Source organism: Neobacillus pocheonensis (assembly GCF_050477905.1).
In the GTDB taxonomy this organism is placed as follows: Bacteria; Bacillota; Bacilli; order Bacillales; family Cytobacillaceae; genus Neobacillus; species Neobacillus pocheonensis_A.
Genome location: NZ_JBCNAD010000035.1, coordinates 17,093 through 37,357, shown reverse-complemented (window position 1 = coordinate 37,357; position 20,265 = coordinate 17,093). Strand labels below are relative to the sequence as shown.

The window sequence follows — 20,265 nt, the reverse complement described above, 5'->3', positions numbered from 1 at the left end:
GGGAAATTACATGCCACGTGTAAAAGGCGGTACTGTTACTCGCAAACGTCGTAAAAGAGTTCTTAAATTAGCTAAAGGTTATTTCGGTTCAAAACATACATTATATAAAGTTGCTAACCAACAGGTTATGAAATCATTAATGTATGCATTCCGCGATCGTCGTCAAAAGAAGCGCGACTTCCGCAAACTTTGGATTACTCGTATCAACGCAGCAGCTCGTATGAACGGTCTTTCTTACAGCCGTTTAATGCATGGCTTAAAGCTTGCTGGTATTGAAGTAAACCGCAAAATGCTTGCTGAATTAGCAGTTAGCGATGCAAACGCATTTGCTGAATTAGCAAACGTTGCAAAACAATCTTTTAATAAGTAATTTTTATAAATGCCATTCTCTTTGATGAGGATGGCTTTTTCTATAAAGGGGGGAAATTGCTGAATGGCAATTTTGATAGCAGCCTATTTAATCATAAATATCGCTGGTCTTGTGATCATGTGGGAAGATAAGAGGCGTGCTAAAAAGCATGAGTACAGAATCCGCGAGAGGACGTTATGGCTAGTGGCACTGTTTGGAGGAGCGGTTGGTACGACAGCAGGAATGCAGTTTTATCGTCATAAAACGAAGCATTTATCGTTTAAACTTGGTTTTCCCATTCTTGCAATACTAGAAATAGTTCTGCTTATAAAAGTCCTAGGAGTGATTTCGTAATGAAACTTGAAAAACTGTTTCAAATGCAAAAAGCTTTGGATACCCATATTCAAGAAAACCATCAGTTGCAAAAAGAAAATTTATTTAGCAGGAAAGTTCTTGCCTTACTCGTAGAAATCGGAGAATTGGCGAATGAAACGAGATGTTTTAAGTTTTGGAGTGTGAAACCTTCCTCGCCAAAGGACGTCATCCTTGAGGAGTTTGTCGACGGTATTCATTTTATTTTATCACTGGGAATTGAATGTGGATTTGACCAGAAGGATTTAAATTTGTCTATGAAGCCATCATCGTTGAGTCCTACAGATCAATTTTTGAAGGTCTATGAAGGAATAAGTCTTTTTCAAACCAGCAAGAGCTTTGAAGATTATAAAACACTATTTGAAGCATACCTGAAATTGGCTTCATTGCTTGGAATCAGCTATGAAGAAATGGAGCAGGCATATTTTCATAAAAATGAAGTAAATTATCAAAGACAGCAAAATAACTATTAGCTGAAAATTTGTTAATTTACTAGTGGATTCGGTATAATGAATGCTGTACATACATAAAAGGGGGTCGAAACAAATGGCAAAATTAGATGAAACATTGTCGATGTTAAAAGAATTAACTGATGCCAATGGTATTCCCGGCAATGAGCGTGCAGTACGCGAAGTCATGAAAAAATACATAGCTCCTTATGCCGATGAAGTCACAACGGATGGTCTCGGCAGTTTAATTGCGAAAAAAGTAGGTAAAGAGGGCGGGCCGCGAATCATGGTAGCTGGTCACCTTGACGAAGTCGGTTTTATGATTACTCAAATTGATGATAAAGGCTTCCTTCGATTTCAAACCGTCGGCGGCTGGTGGGGACAGGTTATGCTTGCACAGCGCGTGACAATTGTTACGAGAAAAGGTGATGTGACAGGGGTTATTGGCTCAAAACCTCCACATATTTTATCACCGGAAGCCCGCAAGAAGCCAGTTGAAATCAAAGACATGTTTATCGATATTGGTGCCTCAAGCCGTGAAGAAGTGATGGAGTGGGGCGTACGTCCTGGTGATATGGTCGTTCCATATTTTGAGTTTACCGTAATGAACAATGAAAAAATGCTTTTAGCAAAAGCTTGGGATAACCGAATCGGCTGTGCGATTGCGATTGATGTCTTGAAGCAGCTTAAGGGTGTTGACCATCCAAACGAAGTGTATGGAGTAGGAACGATTCAAGAGGAAGTGGGTACTCGTGGTGCGCGCACTTCAGCATCTCAAATTGAGCCGGATATCGGTTTCGCGGTGGATGTCGGTATTGCTGGCGATACGCCAGGAATTACTGAAAAAGAAGCCATGAGCAAAATGGGCAAAGGTCCGCAAATTATTTTATATGATGCAACCCTTGTTTCCCATAAAGGCTTGCGTGACTTTATCACAGACCTTGCCGATGAACTGAACATCCCATATCAATTTGATGCCATCCCTGGCGGTGGAACCGATGCAGGTCCAATTCATATTACACATAATGGTGTTCCGGCGTTGGCGATTACGATCGCGACTCGATATATCCATACTCACGCGGCAATGCTTCACCGTGATGACTATGAAAATGCCGTTAAGTTGATTGTTGAAGTGATTAAGCGTTTAGATCGTGAAACTGTTGATAAGATTACGTTTGAATAATATTAAATGTGAGATCCCCGGCTGAGGTTTAGCCGGGGATTTTATTTGTTTCGCAGATAAATGCTGTAGTTTCGCAGATAAATTGGTAATTATCGCAGATAAATCACGGATTTTCACAGATAAACTGTATTTTTCCGCAGATAAATCAAATTTTCCCATAAAAATAGCCGTCAACCGGACTCGATCGACAGCTTTGTAAAAAAATTATTACTTTAACCCGCTTTCCAGGGTTGCAAGCATCTCTTTTTTCTCTTCTTCAGATGAATTTTTCCAAATGACTTCGAACAATACACCAAGACCAGGAAGCATTTTTTCTTCACCATTTTGAATGGCATCAACGATTGTATCTTCTAACTGATCTTGTGAATTTCCGGAAACATTGTGAATAATGGCATTTCGCAAATTTAAATTCATAAACAACACTCCTTTATTAACCTATTCTTTAATATCATTTCTATTTTTTGGTTTTATTATGTATCCTAATTGGGCTATAATGAGAAAATCAATAAAGTAAGGAGATCCAGTTTTGAAACACATTGAATCAGTCAATAATCCTAAAGTAAAACAATGGAAAAAGCTTTTAACGAAAAAAGAGCGGGATCGGTCCGGTACATTCTTAGTAGAAGGCTTTCATTTAGTGGAAGAAGCTCTCAAACAGGGGGAGCAAGTGTTAGAAATTATTGTTTCCGAAAAAGTAGGTGTGCCGCCGCGTTGGGACACTGCCGGTACGCCAGTTACCCTTGTAACCGAAGAAATTTCAAATTCACTTTCGGAGACGGAAGCACCACAAGGAATTTATGCAGTGTGCCGCCAGCCTGATCAAGGGGCTTTAGATGCAAAAACTTACCTGCTCATTGATGCGGTTCAGGATCCAGGCAATCTCGGCACAATGATTCGCACAGCCGATGCAGCGGGAATTGATGCGGTCATCGTCGGCCGAGGCAGCGTCGATATTTTCAACTCAAAAGTTTTAAGGTCGGCACAGGGAAGCCATTTTCACCTGCCGATCATCAGAGGTGACCTGCACGAATGGACCTCTAAGCTGAAAGAAAAAAATATTCCTTTATTCGGAACAGCACTTGAAGGAGCCTCTGCATATACTGATACTTCAACCAATGAATCCTTTGCACTCATTGTCGGGAACGAAGGCAGCGGAGTGAACAACGAACTGCTCGCAAACACCACCGCTAACCTTTATATTCCGATTTACGGTAAAAGCGAATCACTCAATGTGGCTGTTGCTACCGGTATTCTTTTATACTATTTAAAAAAATAACTACAAACTTGTTTGAAACGCCAGAAAAATTATTATATAATATTTAACAATGTTGATAATTTTAAAGACAATGACGGAGAATAGTATCTTGCCTGTTATTCATTTAGGGAGAAAGTGCCGTGACTGAAAGCACTTTTATGGAAATGACAAGAGAATTCACCTCCCGAGTCGGCATCGGGACCATTTTTTATAAAATGTAAAGATGCACCGGCACATGCCGTTATCCGAATGAAGCGAACACTAGTGTGTTATACATATGGTGTTTACAAGGGTGGTACCGCGAATTCAAAACCTCGTCCCTTTCCAGGGATGGGGTTTTTTTATTTTTTTGGCTCTGTTAAACGATTTTGTTTTTTTATACTCTGTTGATTGGAGCGGAAGGCGCTCGACTCCTGCGGGAGTACGGGGCAGGGGAGACCCCACAGGCGCTAATGCGCCGAGGAGGCTCCCTGGCACGCCCGCGGGTTTGCTGAGCGCCTGGAGCGGAAATCAACAGCCAATTTAACAGAGCCAATTTTTTAAAAAAGCTCATTCGACCCATTATCATATTTCCAAAATGTTAAGGAGGAAAAGACATGCAAGAACGTTTAAAGGAATTGCAGGAAGAGGCTATTCAGAAAATTGAACAGTCTGCAGACTTAAAAGAATTGAATGACATCCGTGTTGCTTATTTAGGAAAAAAAGGTCCTATCACTGAAGTATTGCGCGGAATGGGCAAGCTTTCAGCAGAAGAGCGCCCGGTTATGGGAGCACTTGCGAATGAAGTTCGCGAAGCGATTGCGGTCAAAATCGAAGCAAAACAAAAAGGATTAGAGGAAGCAGCAGTCCTTGAAAAACTAGCATCCGAAAGCATTGACGTAACTCTACCAGGACGCCCTGTAAAGGTTGGAAACCACCACCCGCTGACTAGAATCATTGAAGAAATTGAAGATTTATTCATCGGTATGGGATACGAGGTTGCAGAAGGTCCAGAAGTGGAACAGGACTATTATAACTTCGAAGCGCTGAATTTACCGAAAGGCCACCCAGCCCGAGACATGCAGGATTCCTTCTATATTACAGAAGAAATTTTGATGCGTACACACACATCACCAGTTCAAGCACGGACAATGGAAAAGCACCAAGGCAAAGGTCCAATAAAAATTATCTGCCCAGGAAAAGTTTATCGCCGTGATAATGATGATGCGACACACTCACATCAATTCATGCAAATTGAAGGACTTGTGGTCGGCGAAAATATTCGCATGAGCGATCTTAAAGGAACCTTAGAAGTATTTGCGAAGAAAATGTTCGGTGAGGACCGTGAAATCCGCTTACGCCCAAGCTTCTTCCCATTCACAGAGCCATCTGTTGAAATGGATATTTCTTGTAAAATTTGCGGCGGCTCTGGATGCAGCGTATGTAAGCAAACAGGCTGGATAGAGATTCTTGGCGCTGGCATGGTTCATCCAAACGTCCTTGAAATGGCGGGCTATGATTCTAAAAAATACACTGGCTTTGCCTTCGGGATGGGACCAGAGCGAATTGCCATGTTGAAATATGGTGTCGATGATATTAGACACTTCTATACAAACGATGTAAGATTCTTAAAGCAATTCTCGAAACACGAATAATACTAAAAGCGGAAGCCCCTAGGCGCTGTAGCTAGATAATAGGAGGAGATGACGACATGTTCGTTTCATATAAATGGCTTCAGGATTATGTAGATTTAACTGGAGTGTCAGCAGCTGAATTAGCTGAAAAAATTACTAAAAGCGGGATTGAAGTTGAGGGTGTAGAAATCCTTAACAACGGCATAAAAGGTGTTGTTGTCGGCCATGTGGTGGAGCGTGAACAGCACCCAAATGCTGATAAATTAAGCAAATGTCTTGTTGATGTTGGTGAAGGAGAGCCTGTGCAAATCATTTGCGGAGCGCCGAATGTAGCCCAAGGACAAAAGGTTGCGGTAGCAAAAGTTGGAGCAGTGCTTCCAGGTAATTTTAAAATTAAACGGGCGAAACTTCGCGGTGAAGAATCGAACGGCATGATTTGCTCACTTACTGAGCTTGGAATGGAAGGTAAGGTTGTACCAAAAGAGTATTCTGAGGGAATCTTTGTTTTCCCTGCGGATACTGAAGTTGGTATTGATGCACTTGCACAATTAAATCGTGATGATGAAGTTCTTGAGTTAAGCTTAACTCCTAATCGCGCCGATGCATTAAGTATGCTGGGTGTTGCATATGAAGTGGCTGCGATTTTGGGCCGGGACGTAAAGTTACCAGAAACTGACCTGCAGGCATCTTCTGAAAAAGCATCTGACTATGTGAAAGTTGTTGTAGAAGCAAAAGAAGATAACCCTTTATATGTAGCAAAAATGATCAAAAATGTAAAAATTGGCCCATCACCGCTTTGGATGCAAACACGCTTAATGTCAGCGGGAATCCGTCCACATAATAATGTGGTCGATATTACGAACTATATTCTTTTAGAATACGGCCAGCCGCTTCATGCGTTTGACTATGATCGTTTAGGGTCAAAAGAAATACTTGTACGTCGTGCTGTTGATGGTGAAAAGTTTGTTACTCTTGACGATGTTGAACGAACATTAACTTCCGAACATCTTGTGATTACCAACGGTGTAGAGCCTGTTGCTCTAGCAGGTGTAATGGGTGGAGCCAATTCAGAGGTTACTTCAGATACAACTACTGTGCTACTAGAGGCAGCATACTTCAGCGGGGGTGCTGTGAGAAAATCATCTAAAGACCACGGTTTACGAAGTGAAGCAAGCGCCCGTTTTGAAAAAGGTGTCGATCCTAACCGTGTTAGTGCTGCGGGTGACCGTGCCGCTTACTTAATGGCGAAGTACGCAGGCGGGGAAGTTTTAGAAGGTACGTCAGAAGTTGATACACTTACTGTTGAACCAGCGGTTGTTTCAATTACGCTTGAAAAAATCAATCGTGTACTTGGAACAGACCTTGTGATGAAGGACGTAAAGGAAATCTTCGACCGTCTGCAATTTGAGGTTTCAATTGAGGGAGACCTAGTTACAGTAACGGCACCAACACGTCGCGGCGATATCAGAATTGAAGAAGATCTTGTTGAGGAAGTAGCCCGTCTATACGGATACGACAACATTCCCAAAACATTGCCAATAGGTTCTTCAACTCCTGGCCGCTTATCTGCTTACCAGAAGAAACGACGGATTGTGCGTCAATACCTTGAGGGAGCAGGCCTATATCAAGCCGTAACGTATTCCTTAACTAGTGAAGAGAAAGCTAGTCAATTTGCGATTGAAAAGCGTGATACAATCCGCTTAGCAATGCCAATGAGTGAAGAGCGCAGCATCCTTCGTTTAAGCATCCTGCCGCAGTTATTAGAGGTTTTAAAATATAATAGTGCCCGTCAAAACGATAGCTTAGCAGTATATGAAACTGGGGCAGTTTTCTTAGCGAATGGTACGGATGTATTACCGGAAGAAAAAGAGCATTTAGCTGGAGCGGTTACCGGTCTTTGGCATTCCCATTCTTGGCAAGGAGAGAAGAAGGCAGTAGACTTCTTCGTTGTTAAAGGAATTTTAGAAGGAATGTTTGCGAAACTTGGCCTTGCAGAACGCGTTGGGTATGTTCAGGCACAAGTGGAAGGCATGCATCCAGGCCGTACAGCAGAAATTTTATTGAACGGTGTGAAAATCGGCTTTGTTGGCCAAGTACACCCAAGCGTTCAGAAAGATCTCGATTTGAAAGATACGTATGTATTCGAACTTTCATTAAAAGCTGTTCTTGAGGCAGACGCACCGGTATTACAGTACGAAGCCATTCCACGTTTCCCATCAATCACAAGAGACATTGCCCTTGTGGTAAACAAAGAAACTGTGTCAGGCACGCTGAAAGAAATTATCCTGACGGCAGGTGCGCCTCTTCTGAAAGAGGTTCAGGTGTTTGACTTGTATGAAGGCGATAAAATGGAAGAAGGCAAGAAGTCGATTGCATTCTCATTAAAATATGTAGATCCTGAGCGTACTTTGACAGATGAAGAAGTAACGAAGGTACATGAACAAGTGCTTGAGGCTTTAAAAGAAAAAGCAGGTGCAGTTTTAAGAGGGTAAAAAATCAATCAAAAAAGAGTATCATTCTTCTGAAGTGATACTCTTTTTTTGTTGGCTTTCATAATCTCTTCAAAAGGCGGCTTTACGCCGTCATAGCCTTTCACAACCACACCATCTTTATTGACTAGGAAAAATTTGTACTATGGGTTACCTGATTGGTGCCACTGGGTTTTTCAGCCAATGTTTTAACGGACTTCGCAATTCTTTTAATATCCTCCTCTGTATACCCCATCAGCAGATCCCAATTTGAAAAATCAGCTTCAAAATTAAATGGCCATCATTAGAAAGAACATCTCCCAACTCGTGGAGGTGTTTTATCATGATTCCCCTTTAAAATTTTGATAAATTGCATCATAATTTTTCGCTAACGCGATATCCAGATCCGTCAATCCCCCAGCATTCCATGATGTTAACCGCAATGTCACTAATTTATAATCGATCGCAATAAATGGGTGATGATTTTTTTCCTCAGAAAGCTGTGCAATTTCATTCACAAACCCAATACCTTTTAAAAACTCCTTAAATCGATATTTTTTCACAATGAATTTTCCATCCAATTTCCATCCGGTTAACTCGGCAACAGCTGAAGTTATTTCTTCGTCAGTAAGTCTATTCACCACAATATCCCCTCTCTCTCCAATAAAATTTATTCTTTAACAAAAGAAATTATCGCTTTTTATTAACGATCGCCATCGCTTTATCCGTATTTGCAAAATGTAGCTTTACAAAGGAAGGTAAAACTTCACGGCCTTTATTCAAAATCAGTTTAGCAGCAGCAACATCCACCTGCGCCCCGGCACCCTTAGGAATCTTAAAACCAGCTGCCTCGCTAAGCTTATCGATATATTGAATAAACGCATATCGGGCAAGAATGCTTGCAGCAGCGACCGCCAAATGAATTCCTTCCGCTTTCGTGCTAAAATATACGTTTTCCTTCGCGATCGCTTTTTGACCTTTAACATGCTGAAAATAGGTGCTAGCCTGCACAAATTGGTCGATAAGTATCGCCTCTGGTTTCGATGGGGCAATTTTCCCTAACACATTTAAAATAGCCTGATTATGTAGGATTGCTTTCATTTTGCCCTGCGACATGCCTGATTGCTGCACTTGATTGTATTTTTCATTTTTAAGAGTTATCAAGCTGAAAGGAACAACATCTTTGATCACCTTAGCGATCTCAACGATTTTTTCGTCGTTTAAATCCTTCGAATCCCGAACGCCTAACTCTTTTAATAAGGGGATCTGTTCCTTTTTTACATATGCAGCAACAACGGTAATCGGACCAAAAAAGTCGCCAGTGCCTACTTCATCAGAACCGATGACAGACATCCCTCCAATGCCGGCTGGAAGATCTCCTTTAGCAGCGGACGGTTTACCTTTCGCAGTTGCCGGCGGCGCAGTAGCTGTGGTTCCACCCCATCGACCAGCTTCCTTTTCACTATCTTTCCCCTGGAACATTACCTTTCCAGATTTATAGGCAGTAACCATACAGGCAGGCGTTTTTGCCGCAAACACACTTCCAGGTGGAGTTTTATCAACAAGGAAATTTCCATAATGGTTTTTCATTTCTAAAATTTCTTTCATGCCGGCAATAATTACAACATTACCCAAAAAAAGCACCACATTTCTATTAAATATATTCTTTGTTAATTGGTTTGACTTTTCCACTTATATCTGTTCGTGTTATGATATAGTGTAGGATTCTTTGAATGGAGGCATTAGCGTTGTCAAATACAGAAAAAAATCGAACAACCGTAGATATTTACGGACAACGATACGTTATTGTAGGTATGGAAAATTCGAGCCATGTTAAGTATGTTGCATCATTAGTTGATGACAAAATGCGCGAAATCAGCTCCAAGAATCCACTGTTAGACGCAAGTAAGCTTGCTGTTTTAACTGCCGTCAATGCAGTGAATGATTATATTAAAATTAAAGACGAGCTGGAACGGCTGCAAGCAGAACTACAAAAAGAAAAGGACTAAGAATTATGTTAGATTTAGCCATTTTATTATTTCTTATTATCGGATTTTTTGTGGGCCTTAAAAGAGGCTTTATTATGCAGATTGTTCATTTAGCTGGATTTATTGTTGCATACATTGTCGCATATTTATACTACGATGAGCTTGCTCCAAAGCTAACATTATGGGTTCCTTATCCAAACTTTGGCGGTGAAGGGACAGCTTTAAAAATACTTACCGATTCAAGCAATATGGAAACAGCTTTTTACCGTGCAATCGCATTTGTGATTATCTTTTTTGCCGTAAAAATCCTCATGCAAATCATTGGTTCGATGCTCGACTTTATTTCCCATCTTCCTATCCTAAGGCAGTTAAATGTTTGGGCAGGAGGCATACTAGGCTTCTTAGAAATCTATTTAATTATTTTCATTGTATTATATATTGCAGCCTTAATTCCAATGGAACTTATCCAAAATTATTTGGACAACTCCTTTTTGGCGGATACGATTGTAAATCACACGCCAATTCTTTCACAGCAGATAAAGAGCTTGTAGATTGAATAGACTGCAGCACGAACTTCTCTGTAGCAGAGAAGTTTTTCTTTATGTGTGAAAAAAGGGTAAAATGTATTCAAGGTGGGTGGATTTGATGAAAGTAAATAAGAAAGAAATCATTCGATTATTAGAAATGATTGCTATTTATATGGAATTAAAAGGAGAAAACACTTTTAAGGTTTCGGCCTTTCGTAAAGCTGCAAATGCATTAGAAACAGATGAACGCAGCTTAACGGAGATTGAAGACTTTACCTCGATTTCTGGAATCGGAAAGGGTACAGCCGCAGTAATTGATGAATACATAAAAGAAGGCTCTTCCTCCGTATTAAAAGAGCTTAAGGAAGAGGTTCCAGCCGGACTAATTCCTTTATTGCAGCTTCCGGGCCTTGGCGGGAAAAAGATTGCGAAACTATATCAAGAGCTCGGAATAGAAGATGTCACAGCTTTAAAAGAGGCCTGCGAGGCAGGCAAGGTTCAGGTGCTCGCGGGATTTGGAAAGAAAACAGAAGAAAAAATCCTAAGTGCGATTGCAAATGTTGGCTCAAGACCAGAGCGTCTTCCGCTTGCTTATATGCTCCCGGTTGCCGAGCAAATTGAGGCAAGAATTGCTGAAATTCAAGCCATCGTTCGTTTTTCAAGGGCTGGCAGCCTGCGCCGAATGAGAGAGACGATAAAGGACCTAGATTTTATTATCGCAACCAATCAACCTGAAACGGTTCGACAGCAGTTACTAGACTTGCCTTCTATTAAAGAAGTAATTGGTGCAGGTGACACGAAGGTATCGTTAGTTTTTGAATTCGAATATGATATTTCTGTCGATTTTCGCTTAGTGAAACCCGAGGAGTTTATCACAACCTTGCATCACTTCACTGGTTCTAAAGAACATAATGTCCGGATGAGACAACTCGCAAAGGAACGCGGTGAAAAAATAAGCGAATATGGTGTGGAAAACGTAGAAACAGGAGAAATCCTCACATTCTCATCAGAAGAGGAATTTTTCAAGCATTTTGACCTTCCTTTTATTCCACCAGAAATAAGAGAAGAAGGAAAAGAAGTCGAAACTTTTTCACACAATGAAGAGCTAATTGCGCATGAAGATATTAAAGGTGATCTTCATATGCACTCCACCTGGAGTGATGGTGCTCATACGATTGAAGAAATGGCCGAAGCCTGCCGGGCAAGAGGCTATCAATATATGGCAATCACTGATCACTCGCAATATTTAAAAGTGGCGAATGGGCTGACCGCTGAAAGATTATTAAAACAAAGAGAAGAAGTTAGGAAATTAAATGAAAAATATGATGATTTTCTAATTCTTGCCGGTGTTGAGATGGATATTTTACCAGATGGTACTCTCGATTATGATGATGAATTATTAGCAGAAATGGACTTCGTTATCGCGTCCATCCATTCTGCTTTTTCCCAGCCAAGAGAAAAAATCATGGAGCGCCTTAAAACGGCTTTAATGAATGCACATGTCGATTTGATTGCCCATCCAACCGGCAGAAAAATTGGCCGCCGCGAAGGTTACGATGTTGATATTGATATGTTAATCGAACTGGCAAAGGAAACCAACACCGCGTTAGAATTAAACGCAAACCCAAACCGTCTAGACTTGGCAGCAGAATACCTAAGAAAAGCCCAGGATGCAGGAGTGAAAATCCTCATCAACACAGATGCTCACATGGTTGATACATTAAAGCATATGGAAATCGGTGTATCGGCAGCGAAGAAGGGCTGGATTAAAAAGTCCTCTGTCATCAACGCACTTGATAAAAATGACTTACTTGAATTTTTGCATAATAGATAAAAAAGGTGGCTCGACCTCATGCAAGATAGAGTTTTAAAAGTATTAGAATTTACCAAGGTGAGAGAGCAGCTATTAGAACATGCTGCGTCTTCACTTGGGAAAGAGAAAATAAAGCACTTAGTGCCGTCTACTGATTTTGAAGAAGTTGTCAAGCTTCAGGCTGAAACGGATGAAGCGGCAACCGTTTTTCGGATTAAAGGAAATGTCCCGTTATCTGGGATTCATGATATCCGTGCCCATATCAAACGCTCCGTTATTGGTGGCGTTTTAAGCCCGCATGAATTAGTGCAGATTGCCAGCACGATTCATGCCAGCCGGCAAATGAAGCGTTTCATTGAGGAATTAGCTGAAGAAAGAACCGAAATCCCTATTTTATTAGAACAAGTGGACAGAATCATTCCGCTTACGAACCTTGAGCAAGCGATTAAATATGCCATTGATGAAAGTGGTGAAGTTTTAGATGGGGCGAGTGAGCTTTTGCGTACCTTACGACATCAGCTCCGTTCCAATGAAGCACGGGTTCGGGAAAAATTAGAAAGCATGATTCGATCTTCAAATGCACAAAAAATGTTGTCTGATGCCATCGTTACCATCCGTAATGACCGCTTTGTTATTCCGGTAAAACAAGAATACCGCGGTCACTATGGCGGGATCATCCATGATCAAAGTTCATCAGGCCAAACACTTTTTATTGAGCCACAGGTAATTGTTCAATTGAATAATCAACTGCAGGATATCCGCGTTAAGGAACAGCTGGAGATTGAACGAATTCTGACCGAGCTTTCCGCTAAAACCGCGGAGCAGGAAAGTGAGCTTCAGGTAATCGTAAAAATTTTAGCTAATTTAGATTTTATTTTTGCCAAAGCAAGATATGGAAAAAAAATAAAGGCTACTATGCCAAACATGAATCATGAGGGAAGAATTGCTTTATATAAAGCGAGACATCCGCTAATCCCCATCGATGGTGTGGTGGCGAATGACATCATGCTTGGGAAAGATTTTACGACTATCGTGATTACAGGACCAAACACCGGAGGTAAAACGGTCACCTTAAAAACGCTGGGCTTGTGCTCCTTAATGGCACAAGCAGGTTTGCAGGTACCGGCTCAAGATGGCTCTGAGCTTGCCGTTTTTGACGCAGTGTATGCGGATATTGGCGACGAACAGTCCATTGAACAGAGCTTGAGTACGTTTTCATCCCATATGGTTAATATTGTTGAGATCTTAAATAGAGTCGACTTTAATAGCCTTGTATTGTTTGACGAGCTAGGAGCAGGAACAGACCCGCAGGAAGGGGCTGCCCTCGCCATCTCGATCTTAGATGAAGTCCATAGAAGGGGAGCAAGAGTCATTGCCACTACCCATTATCCGGAATTAAAGGCATATGGCTATAACCGGGAGGGTGTCCTTAACGCTAGCGTCGAGTTTAATGTCGAGACTTTAAGTCCAACTTATAAACTCCTGTTAGGTGTACCTGGACGAAGTAATGCGTTTGAAATCTCTAAGCGACTCGGGCTTAACGACAGGGTGATCCAGGCTGCCCGCTCTCATGTCAGTGAGGATACAAACCAAATTGATAAAATGATTGCCTCATTGGAAGAAAGCAAACGGAGGGCCGAAATTGAGCAGCAGGAAGCACGGGACTATTTAAAGCAGGCAGAAAAGCTTCATCAAGATTTGCAAAAGCAAATGATGGAGTTTTATGAGAAAAAAGACGCGATGCTTGAGAAAGCAGCCGAAAAAGCTGGAGATATTGTGGATGAAGCAAAGAGTGAGGCTGAGAAGGTTATTCGCGATCTTCGAAAAATGAGAACAGAAAAGAATGCGGAAATAAAAGAGCATGAATTAATTGATGCAAAAAGGCGACTGGAGGAAGCTGCTCCTGAGATAAAAAAATCTGAGAAACTTATCAATAAAAAAACGAAAAAACACTCTTATACGCCTGGGGATGAAGTGAAAGTTTTGACCTTTGATCAAAAAGGGATTTTGGTCGAAAAAGTGACGAACAACGAATGGCAGGTTCAAATTGGCATTTTAAAGATGAAAGTTAAAGAAAAAGATATGGAATATTTGGGTACCCCGAAACAGGTTGAAACAAGACCGATGGCAATTGTTAAAGGCAGAGAATCACATGTTAAACTAGAATTAGACCTTCGCGGAGAAAGATATGAGGATGCACTGCTGAAGGTGGAAAAATATATTGATGATGCACTGCTGGCAAGTTATCCGCGTGTTTCGATTATTCACGGTAAGGGTACGGGGGCTCTAAGGCAAGGTGTTCAGGAATATTTAAGAAACCATCGATCTGTTAAGAAAATCCGCTTTGGAGAAGCTGGAGAAGGCGGTTCAGGAGTAACCGTCGTTGAATTTAAATAAAGTTCGGGGAGAATGGCAATGGACCAGTTTTGGGAAAACCAGTATATTCAAATAGCGGCCTATTATAGTGTAGTCATTTTGTGTATGGTTGTCTTTTTAGCCATTTTTGAAGCAGTAACGAAATATAAAAATTGGGAAGAGATTAAAAAGGGGAATATAGCGGTGGCTATGGCGACGGGAGGAAAAATATTTGGGGTAGCTAATATTTTTCGCCACACGATTGAACATCACACCTCCGTACTCACCATGGTTGGCTGGGGAATTTATGGTTTTGTACTTCTTTTAGTTGGCTATTTTATCTTTGAATTTTTAACACCTAAATTTAAAATTGACGACGAAATCCAACACGATAATCGGGCAGTCGGTTTGATTTCAATGGTAATCTCAATTGGATTATCCTATGTAATTGGTGCAGGAATTTCGTAAGGGGAGAATGAACCAGTGGAGAAATTAGCTAAGATACTTCTAGGATTATGCGGCTTGTTTTTGCTAATCGGCATTGTGTATATGGTATTTTTCGCTTCATAAAAAATCATCGCTGAATAAGATTCAGCGATGATTTTTTTTGACCTACCTTCAATTGTTAATTGTGAAGGACTGTATTATAATAGAATAAGAAATCAGAAAATTTTCAAATATTTTTTCAAAAAGGGGGTTAATTATGTTGGAGTCCAAACCATGGTTGGAAATTTATCCAAAAGAAATTCCTTCCAGTATTGAATACTCCTCAGAACCAGTACAAACATATTTGATAAATGCAGCCAAGCAGTATCCTGACAAGATTGCCGTTCATTTTATGGGAAAAGAAATGACTTATAAACAGCTTTATAATGAGGCTCTGTATTTTGCCGGATACCTGCAAGAATGCCTTGGAATAAAAAAAGGTGACCGCGTAGCCATCATGCTGCCAAATACACCACAAGCGGTCATTTGTTATTTTGGTATATTAATATCTGGTGGAATAGTCGTTCAAACCAACCCATTATATACAGAACGAGAGCTTGAATATCAAATGAATGACTCCGGAACAACAGCAATCATCACCCTAGATATCCTCTACCCGCGTGTGTCTAAAGTAAAGCCGCAGACTGAATTACAGCATATTATTGTAACCGCTATTAAAGACTACCTTCCTTTTCCAAAAAATCTAGTCTATCCTTTCATTCAGAAAAAACAATATGGGATTGTTGTAAAAGTAAAGCATGAAGGAAGTACCCATCGATTTTCAGAAATTATAAAAAGGAAGCCTCATAAACTCATTGACAATGAGGTCAATCTAGAAGAGGACCTTGCTTTATTACAATATACAGGTGGTACCACAGGTTCACCTAAGGGCGTCATGCTAACCCATAAAAATTTAATCTCCAATACAACCATGAGCGAGAAGTGGATATACAAGTGTAAGCCCGGAGAAGAACGTGTTCTGGCTATTGTTCCTTTTTTTCATGTCTATGGGATGACGGTATGTATGCTGTTATCGATTAAAATGGGGTGTAAATTGATTTTACTTCCTAAATTTGATGCACTGACAACGTTAAAAACAATTCAAAAAACACGCCCAACTCTTTTCCCAGGTGCACCGACGATTTATATTGGCTTATTAAACCATCCTGATTTGAAAAAATATGATTTATCCTCCATTGATGCGTGTATCAGCGGTTCTGCTCCACTTCCACTTGAAGTACAGGAAAATTTCGAGAAGATTACTGGAGGAAAGCTGGTTGAAGGATATGGTTTATCGGAAGCATCCCCAGTTACCCACTCCAACTTCTTGTGGGATGTAGAGAGAATAAAAGGAAGTATAGGTGTCCCTTATCCTGATACAGATGCAAAAATTCTTTCCACTGATACCGGCGAACCGGTGCCAGTAAAGGAAATTGGTGAAATCGTCATCAAAGGGCCGCAAATCATGAAGGGATACTGGAATCGTCCTGAAGAAACAGCCGAAGTCTTGAAGGATGGCTGGCTCTATACAGGTGACCTCGGTTATATGGACGAACAAGGCTATTTTTATATAGTGGATCGTAAAAAGGATATGATTATTGCAGGCGGCTTTAATATTTATCCTCGTGAGATCGAAGAGGTGTTGTATGAACATCCCGATGTACTCGAAGCTGTCGCAGCAGGAATCCCTGATCAGTATCGCGGAGAAACCGTTAAGGCTTATATTGTTTTAAAAGAAGGCTCAACAGCTACACCTGAAGAAATGAACCAATTCGCAAGAAAATTTTTAGCGGCCTATAAAGCGCCAAGGCTGTACGAATTTAGGAAAGAATTGCCGAAATCAGCAGTTGGAAAAATTCTAAGAAGAATGCTTGTCGAAGAAGAAAAACAAAAAATAGAAGAAGGCCAAAAACACGCCTAGCAGCAATCTTTCATTATTTTTTTTGTAAAAAAAGGCTTGTCTAAAAATTACTATAGATTCCTTGACAGAACAAAATATAAAATCTATTATGGAAATATGAATGATGATTCATTCATATTTTTCTATTGACTTTATTAAAGTATATCAGTTTTCTTCAAAGGAGGGATAGCTATGAAAAAAAGTAAGCCAAAGTATATGCAAATTATTGATGCCGCTGTTATTGCCATTGCTGAAAATGGTTACCACCAGGCTCAGGTTTCAAAAATTGCGAAACAGGCAGGAGTGGCTGATGGTACTATTTATCTTTATTTTAAGAACAAGGAAGATATCCTTATCTCTCTCTTTGAAGAAAAAATGGGTTATTTCGTTGAAAAAATTGAAGAAAAAATAGCAGGAAAACAGACAGCGGCAGAGAAGTTATTAATGATGGTTGAAACTCATTTCCAACTCTTATCGGATGACTATCACATGGCAATCGTAACCCAATTGGAATTACGTCAATCCAATAAAGAGCTTCGTTTACGAATAAATGATGTTCTAAAAGGATATTTGCATTTAATTGATAAGATCCTTATTGAAGGGAAAGAAACAGGTGAGTTTTCAAGCGACCTCGATGTGCGTCTCGCCCGGCAGATGATTTTCGGTACGATTGATGAAACTGTTACATCCTGGGTGATGAATGAGGTAAGATATGATTTGAAGGCATTGGCGGCCCCAGTCCATCGTCTATTAATTAATGGCTGCGGAAGCCGGTAGTTAAGGTTAAGGAGGGGAAAAAATGGAGTATTTAAAATGGTCTTATGAGGATGGATTAGCAACAATTACCATTGAACGTCCTCCGGCAAATGCCCTATCATCAGGATTATTAAGGGAATTGTCGGCCGTACTGGATGAAATTGAACCGAACCGTGAAATTAAAGTCATTGTGATTCATGGGGAGGGACGTTTTTTCTCAGCAGGTGCTGATATTAAAGAATTTACAACAGTTTCTACATCTGAAGGCTTTACAAACCTTGGCCAGTTCGGGCAAGATTTGTTTGATCGGATGGAAAAGTTTCCAAAACCAATTATTGCTGCGATTCACGGTGCAGCCCTTGGTGGCGGTTTAGAGCTTGCAATGGCTTGTCATATCCGCTATGTAAGTGAAACAGCAAAACTTGGTCTCCCAGAACTTCAACTTGGTTTAATACCTGGATTTGCAGGCACGCAGCGTTTACCGAAATATGTAGGTGTTGACAGAGCGGCAGAAATGCTGTTTACCTCGGAGCCAATTACAGGTTTGGAAGCGGTTCAATTTGGCTTGGCAACTCGTGCTTTTCCTGAAAATGAAGTTTTAGAAAATGCCTATAAGCTGGCTAAAAAAATCGCCAAGAAAAGCCCTGGTTCTATTAAAGCAGCAATCGAACTTTTAAATTATGCCAAAACGGAAGAATTCTACGAAGGTACCAAACGAGAAGCTGAACTTTTTGGTGAAGTTTTTGTATCCAAGGATGCTCAAGAAGGAATTAAAGCCTTCATTGAAAAACGTGAGCCTCAATTTAAAGGTGAATAAACTTCTTTGAGTGGTCATTCTGCTCAAGAAGGTTTTCTAAAAAATTTTTTTCGAAAAAATTTTCTTAATCTTTCAAACTGAGCGAATGCTCGAAATTTTATTAGGAGGGTAACCATGAACATTTATGTATTAATGAAAAGAACCTTTGATACTGAAGAAAAAATTGCGATCTCCGGTGGAAAAATCAATGAGGATGGCGCTGAATTTATCATCAATCCTTACGATGAATATGCGATTGAAGAAGCAATCCAAGTTCGCGATGCGAATGGCGGAGAAGTAACGGTTATCTCTGTTGGCACTGAAGAAGCAGAAAAGCAGTTGCGCACAGCTCTTGCGATGGGTGCTGATAAAGCTGTCCTAATTAATACTGAAGACGATGTTGAAAACGGCGATCAATTTACAACAGCTAAAATCCTTGCTGAATACTTAAAAGATAAAAATGCTGATTTAATTTTAGGCGGCAATGTGGCAATTGACGGCGGTTCTGGTCAAGTTGGCCCGCGTGTTGCTGAACTGTTAAACATTCCTTACGTTACTACCATTACCAAGCTTGAAATCGACGGCACAAATGTAACCGTTACCCGTGATGTTGAAGGTGATTCAGAAATTATCGAAACAAGCCTTCCTCTATTAGTTACAGCACAACAAGGTCTTAACGAACCGCGTTATCCTTCCTTACCAGGAATTATGAAAGCGAAAAAGAAGCCGCTTGATGAATTGGAATTGGATGACCTTGATCTTGAAGAAGACGATGTAGAAGCAAAAACAAAAACAATCGAAATCTACCTGCCTGCGAAAAAAGAAGCAGGAAAGGTTTTATCCGGCGATTTGAATGATCAGGTTAAAGAACTTGTTCACCTACTTCATACAGAAGCAAAAGTAATTTAATCGAAATTTCATAAAAATTGTTTGCAGGAGGGAAATGGAATGTCTAGAAAAGTATTGGTATTAGGAGAAGTTCGTGACGGTTCATTACGTAACGTATCTTTCGAAGCGGTAGCTGCAGCGAAAACAGTCGCAGAGGGCGGAGAAGTTGTTGGTGTTTTAGTTGGCGATGCTGTAAGCGCTTTAGGTGCTGAATTAGTTCAATACGGTGCTGACCGCGTTGTGGTTGTGGAAGACGAAAAATTAAAGCAATATACATCTGATGGTTATGCTCAAGCACTTTTAGCAGTGCTTGACCAAGAAAAACCAGAAGGCTTGGTATTTGGTCATACTGCGCTTGGAAAAGACCTTTCACCAAGAATCGCTGGTAAACTTCAATCCGGTTTAATCTCGGATGCTACAGCTGTTGAAGTGGCTGGCGGCAATGTTGTTTTTACAAGACCGATTTACTCCGGTAAAGCCTTTGAAAAGAAAATTGTAACCGACGGTTTAATTTTTGCTACGGTTCGTCCAAATAACATTGCTCCATTAGCAAAGGATGAAAGCAGAAGCGGTGAGGTATCCTCTCTATCTGTAGAAATCAAAGACCTTCGTGCGATTATTAAAGAAGTAGTTCGTAAAGCAAGCGAAGGTGTTGACCTAAGTGAAGCCAAAGTAGTTATTTCAGGTGGACGCGGTGTAAAGAGTGAAGAAGGCTTTGCACCACTGAAAGAATTAGCTCAAGTCTTAGGCGGAGCAGTTGGAGCTTCCCGCGGTGCATGTGATGCCGAATATTGCGATTACTCCTTACAAATTGGTCAAACTGGTAAGGTTGTAACTCCTGACCTGTACATCGCTTGCGGAATTTCTGGTGCTATCCAGCACTTAGCAGGTATGTCTAACTCAAAAGTAATCGTGGCAATCAACAAAGATCCTGAAGCAAACATCTTTAAAGTAGCAGATTACGGAATCGTTGGCGACTTGTTCGAAGTTGTGCCATTATTAACTGAAGAGTTTAAAAAGCTTAAAGTTCACTCATAATAAGAAGAGCGGAAGCGCCTTGTCCAGGG

General features: G+C 40.7%; 20 protein-coding genes and 1 other annotated feature. Of the genes, 17 read left to right on the top strand and 3 right to left on the bottom strand.

Going from position 1 to position 20,265, the window contains the following annotated elements; genetic code table 11:
- Positions 1-10 precede the first annotated feature (10 nt).
- The 4 genes from rplT to ABES02_RS19700 all read left to right on the top strand — a co-directional run bounded on the left by rplT (position 11) and on the right by ABES02_RS19700 (position 2,353).
- Entirely contained in the window at positions 11-370 is a 360-nt protein-coding gene (gene rplT / locus ABES02_RS19715) for a 50S ribosomal protein L20 (protein WP_430138691.1), read from the top strand.
- Positions 371-433: 63 nt separating this feature from the next.
- Positions 434-703, top strand: coding sequence for a DUF1294 domain-containing protein (locus tag ABES02_RS19710; protein ID WP_430138688.1), 270 nt, complete (start codon positions 434-436; stop codon positions 701-703).
- Positions 703-1,194 carry a dUTP diphosphatase gene (locus ABES02_RS19705; protein ID WP_430138685.1) on the top strand — a complete coding sequence of 164 codons (492 nt, stop codon included), beginning with the start codon at positions 703-705 and terminating at the stop codon, positions 1,192-1,194. Before ABES02_RS19710 ends, ABES02_RS19705 begins: the two co-directional genes overlap by 1 nt.
- A 73-nt stretch (positions 1,195-1,267) precedes the next feature.
- Positions 1,268-2,353, top strand: a complete 1,086-nt coding sequence (locus ABES02_RS19700) for a M42 family metallopeptidase (RefSeq protein ID WP_430138682.1) — start codon at positions 1,268-1,270, stop codon at positions 2,351-2,353.
- 207 nt (positions 2,354-2,560) lie between these two features.
- Here ABES02_RS19700 and sspI read toward each other — a convergent pair whose 3' ends face one another.
- On the bottom strand, positions 2,561-2,767 hold the full coding sequence (gene sspI, locus ABES02_RS19695) for a small acid-soluble spore protein SspI (RefSeq protein WP_430138680.1): 207 nt from the start codon (positions 2,765-2,767) through the stop codon (positions 2,561-2,563).
- Positions 2,768-2,879: 112 nt separating this feature from the next.
- Between sspI and ABES02_RS19690 the strand changes: the two genes are divergently transcribed.
- The 3 genes from ABES02_RS19690 (at position 2,880) to pheT (ending at position 7,713) form a co-directional block, all read left to right on the top strand.
- Complete coding sequence (locus tag ABES02_RS19690; protein ID WP_430138677.1) at positions 2,880-3,629, top strand: TrmH family RNA methyltransferase; 750 nt, start codon at positions 2,880-2,882, stop codon at positions 3,627-3,629.
- Positions 3,630-3,690: 61 nt separating this feature from the next.
- Positions 3,691-3,933, top strand: a binding site (T-box leader).
- 271 nt (positions 3,934-4,204) lie between these two features.
- Entirely contained in the window at positions 4,205-5,242 is a 1,038-nt protein-coding gene (gene pheS / locus ABES02_RS19685) for a phenylalanine--tRNA ligase subunit alpha (protein ID WP_430138674.1), read from the top strand.
- 56 nt (positions 5,243-5,298) lie between these two features.
- A complete protein-coding gene (pheT, locus tag ABES02_RS19680) occupies positions 5,299-7,713 on the top strand; it encodes a phenylalanine--tRNA ligase subunit beta (RefSeq protein WP_430138671.1) in 2,415 nt (804 codons plus the stop codon).
- A gap of 317 nt (positions 7,714-8,030) precedes the next feature.
- Here pheT and ABES02_RS19675 read toward each other — a convergent pair whose 3' ends face one another.
- Together ABES02_RS19675 and rnhC are read right to left on the bottom strand one after the other, a co-directional pair.
- Entirely contained in the window at positions 8,031-8,333 is a 303-nt protein-coding gene (locus ABES02_RS19675) for a 4a-hydroxytetrahydrobiopterin dehydratase (protein ID WP_430138669.1), read from the bottom strand.
- Positions 8,334-8,379: 46 nt separating this feature from the next.
- Positions 8,380-9,324 (bottom strand): ribonuclease HIII, encoded by a 945-nt coding sequence (gene rnhC, locus ABES02_RS19670; protein ID WP_430138666.1) that lies wholly within the window; start codon positions 9,322-9,324, stop codon positions 8,380-8,382.
- Positions 9,325-9,437: 113 nt separating this feature from the next.
- Here rnhC and zapA point away from each other — a divergent pair, with 113 nt between their 5' ends.
- From zapA to ABES02_RS19620, 10 genes are all read left to right on the top strand, one after another.
- Positions 9,438-9,698 (top strand): cell division protein ZapA, encoded by a 261-nt coding sequence (zapA, locus tag ABES02_RS19665; protein WP_430138663.1) that lies wholly within the window; start codon positions 9,438-9,440, stop codon positions 9,696-9,698.
- A gap of 5 nt (positions 9,699-9,703) precedes the next feature.
- Positions 9,704-10,228 (top strand): CvpA family protein, encoded by a 525-nt coding sequence (locus ABES02_RS19660; protein WP_430138660.1) that lies wholly within the window; start codon positions 9,704-9,706, stop codon positions 10,226-10,228.
- 94 nt (positions 10,229-10,322) lie between these two features.
- Positions 10,323-12,038: a DNA polymerase/3'-5' exonuclease PolX gene (gene polX, locus ABES02_RS19655; protein ID WP_430138658.1), complete on the top strand. Its 1,716-nt coding sequence runs from the start codon at positions 10,323-10,325 to the stop codon at positions 12,036-12,038.
- A gap of 18 nt (positions 12,039-12,056) precedes the next feature.
- The gene (locus ABES02_RS19650; protein ID WP_430138656.1) at positions 12,057-14,414 is read left to right on the top strand and encodes an endonuclease MutS2; all 2,358 of its coding nucleotides are present in this window, start codon (positions 12,057-12,059) and stop codon (positions 14,412-14,414) included.
- An 18-nt stretch (positions 14,415-14,432) separates the two neighbouring features.
- Entirely contained in the window at positions 14,433-14,840 is a 408-nt protein-coding gene (locus ABES02_RS19645) for a DUF350 domain-containing protein (protein ID WP_430138654.1), read from the top strand.
- 235 nt (positions 14,841-15,075) lie between these two features.
- Entirely contained in the window at positions 15,076-16,779 is a 1,704-nt protein-coding gene (locus tag ABES02_RS19640; protein WP_430138651.1) for an AMP-binding protein, read from the top strand.
- Between the two features lie 171 nt (positions 16,780-16,950).
- Entirely contained in the window at positions 16,951-17,535 is a 585-nt protein-coding gene (locus ABES02_RS19635; protein ID WP_430138649.1) for a TetR/AcrR family transcriptional regulator, read from the top strand.
- Positions 17,536-17,557: 22 nt separating this feature from the next.
- Positions 17,558-18,331, top strand: coding sequence for an enoyl-CoA hydratase (locus ABES02_RS19630; RefSeq protein WP_430138647.1), 774 nt, complete (start codon positions 17,558-17,560; stop codon positions 18,329-18,331).
- Between the two features lie 114 nt (positions 18,332-18,445).
- The gene (locus ABES02_RS19625) at positions 18,446-19,219 is read left to right on the top strand and encodes an electron transfer flavoprotein subunit beta/FixA family protein (RefSeq protein WP_430138644.1); all 774 of its coding nucleotides are present in this window, start codon (positions 18,446-18,448) and stop codon (positions 19,217-19,219) included.
- Between the two features lie 39 nt (positions 19,220-19,258).
- A complete protein-coding gene (locus tag ABES02_RS19620; protein ID WP_430138641.1) occupies positions 19,259-20,236 on the top strand; it encodes an electron transfer flavoprotein subunit alpha/FixB family protein in 978 nt (325 codons plus the stop codon).
- Positions 20,237-20,265: the final 29 nt, after the last annotated feature.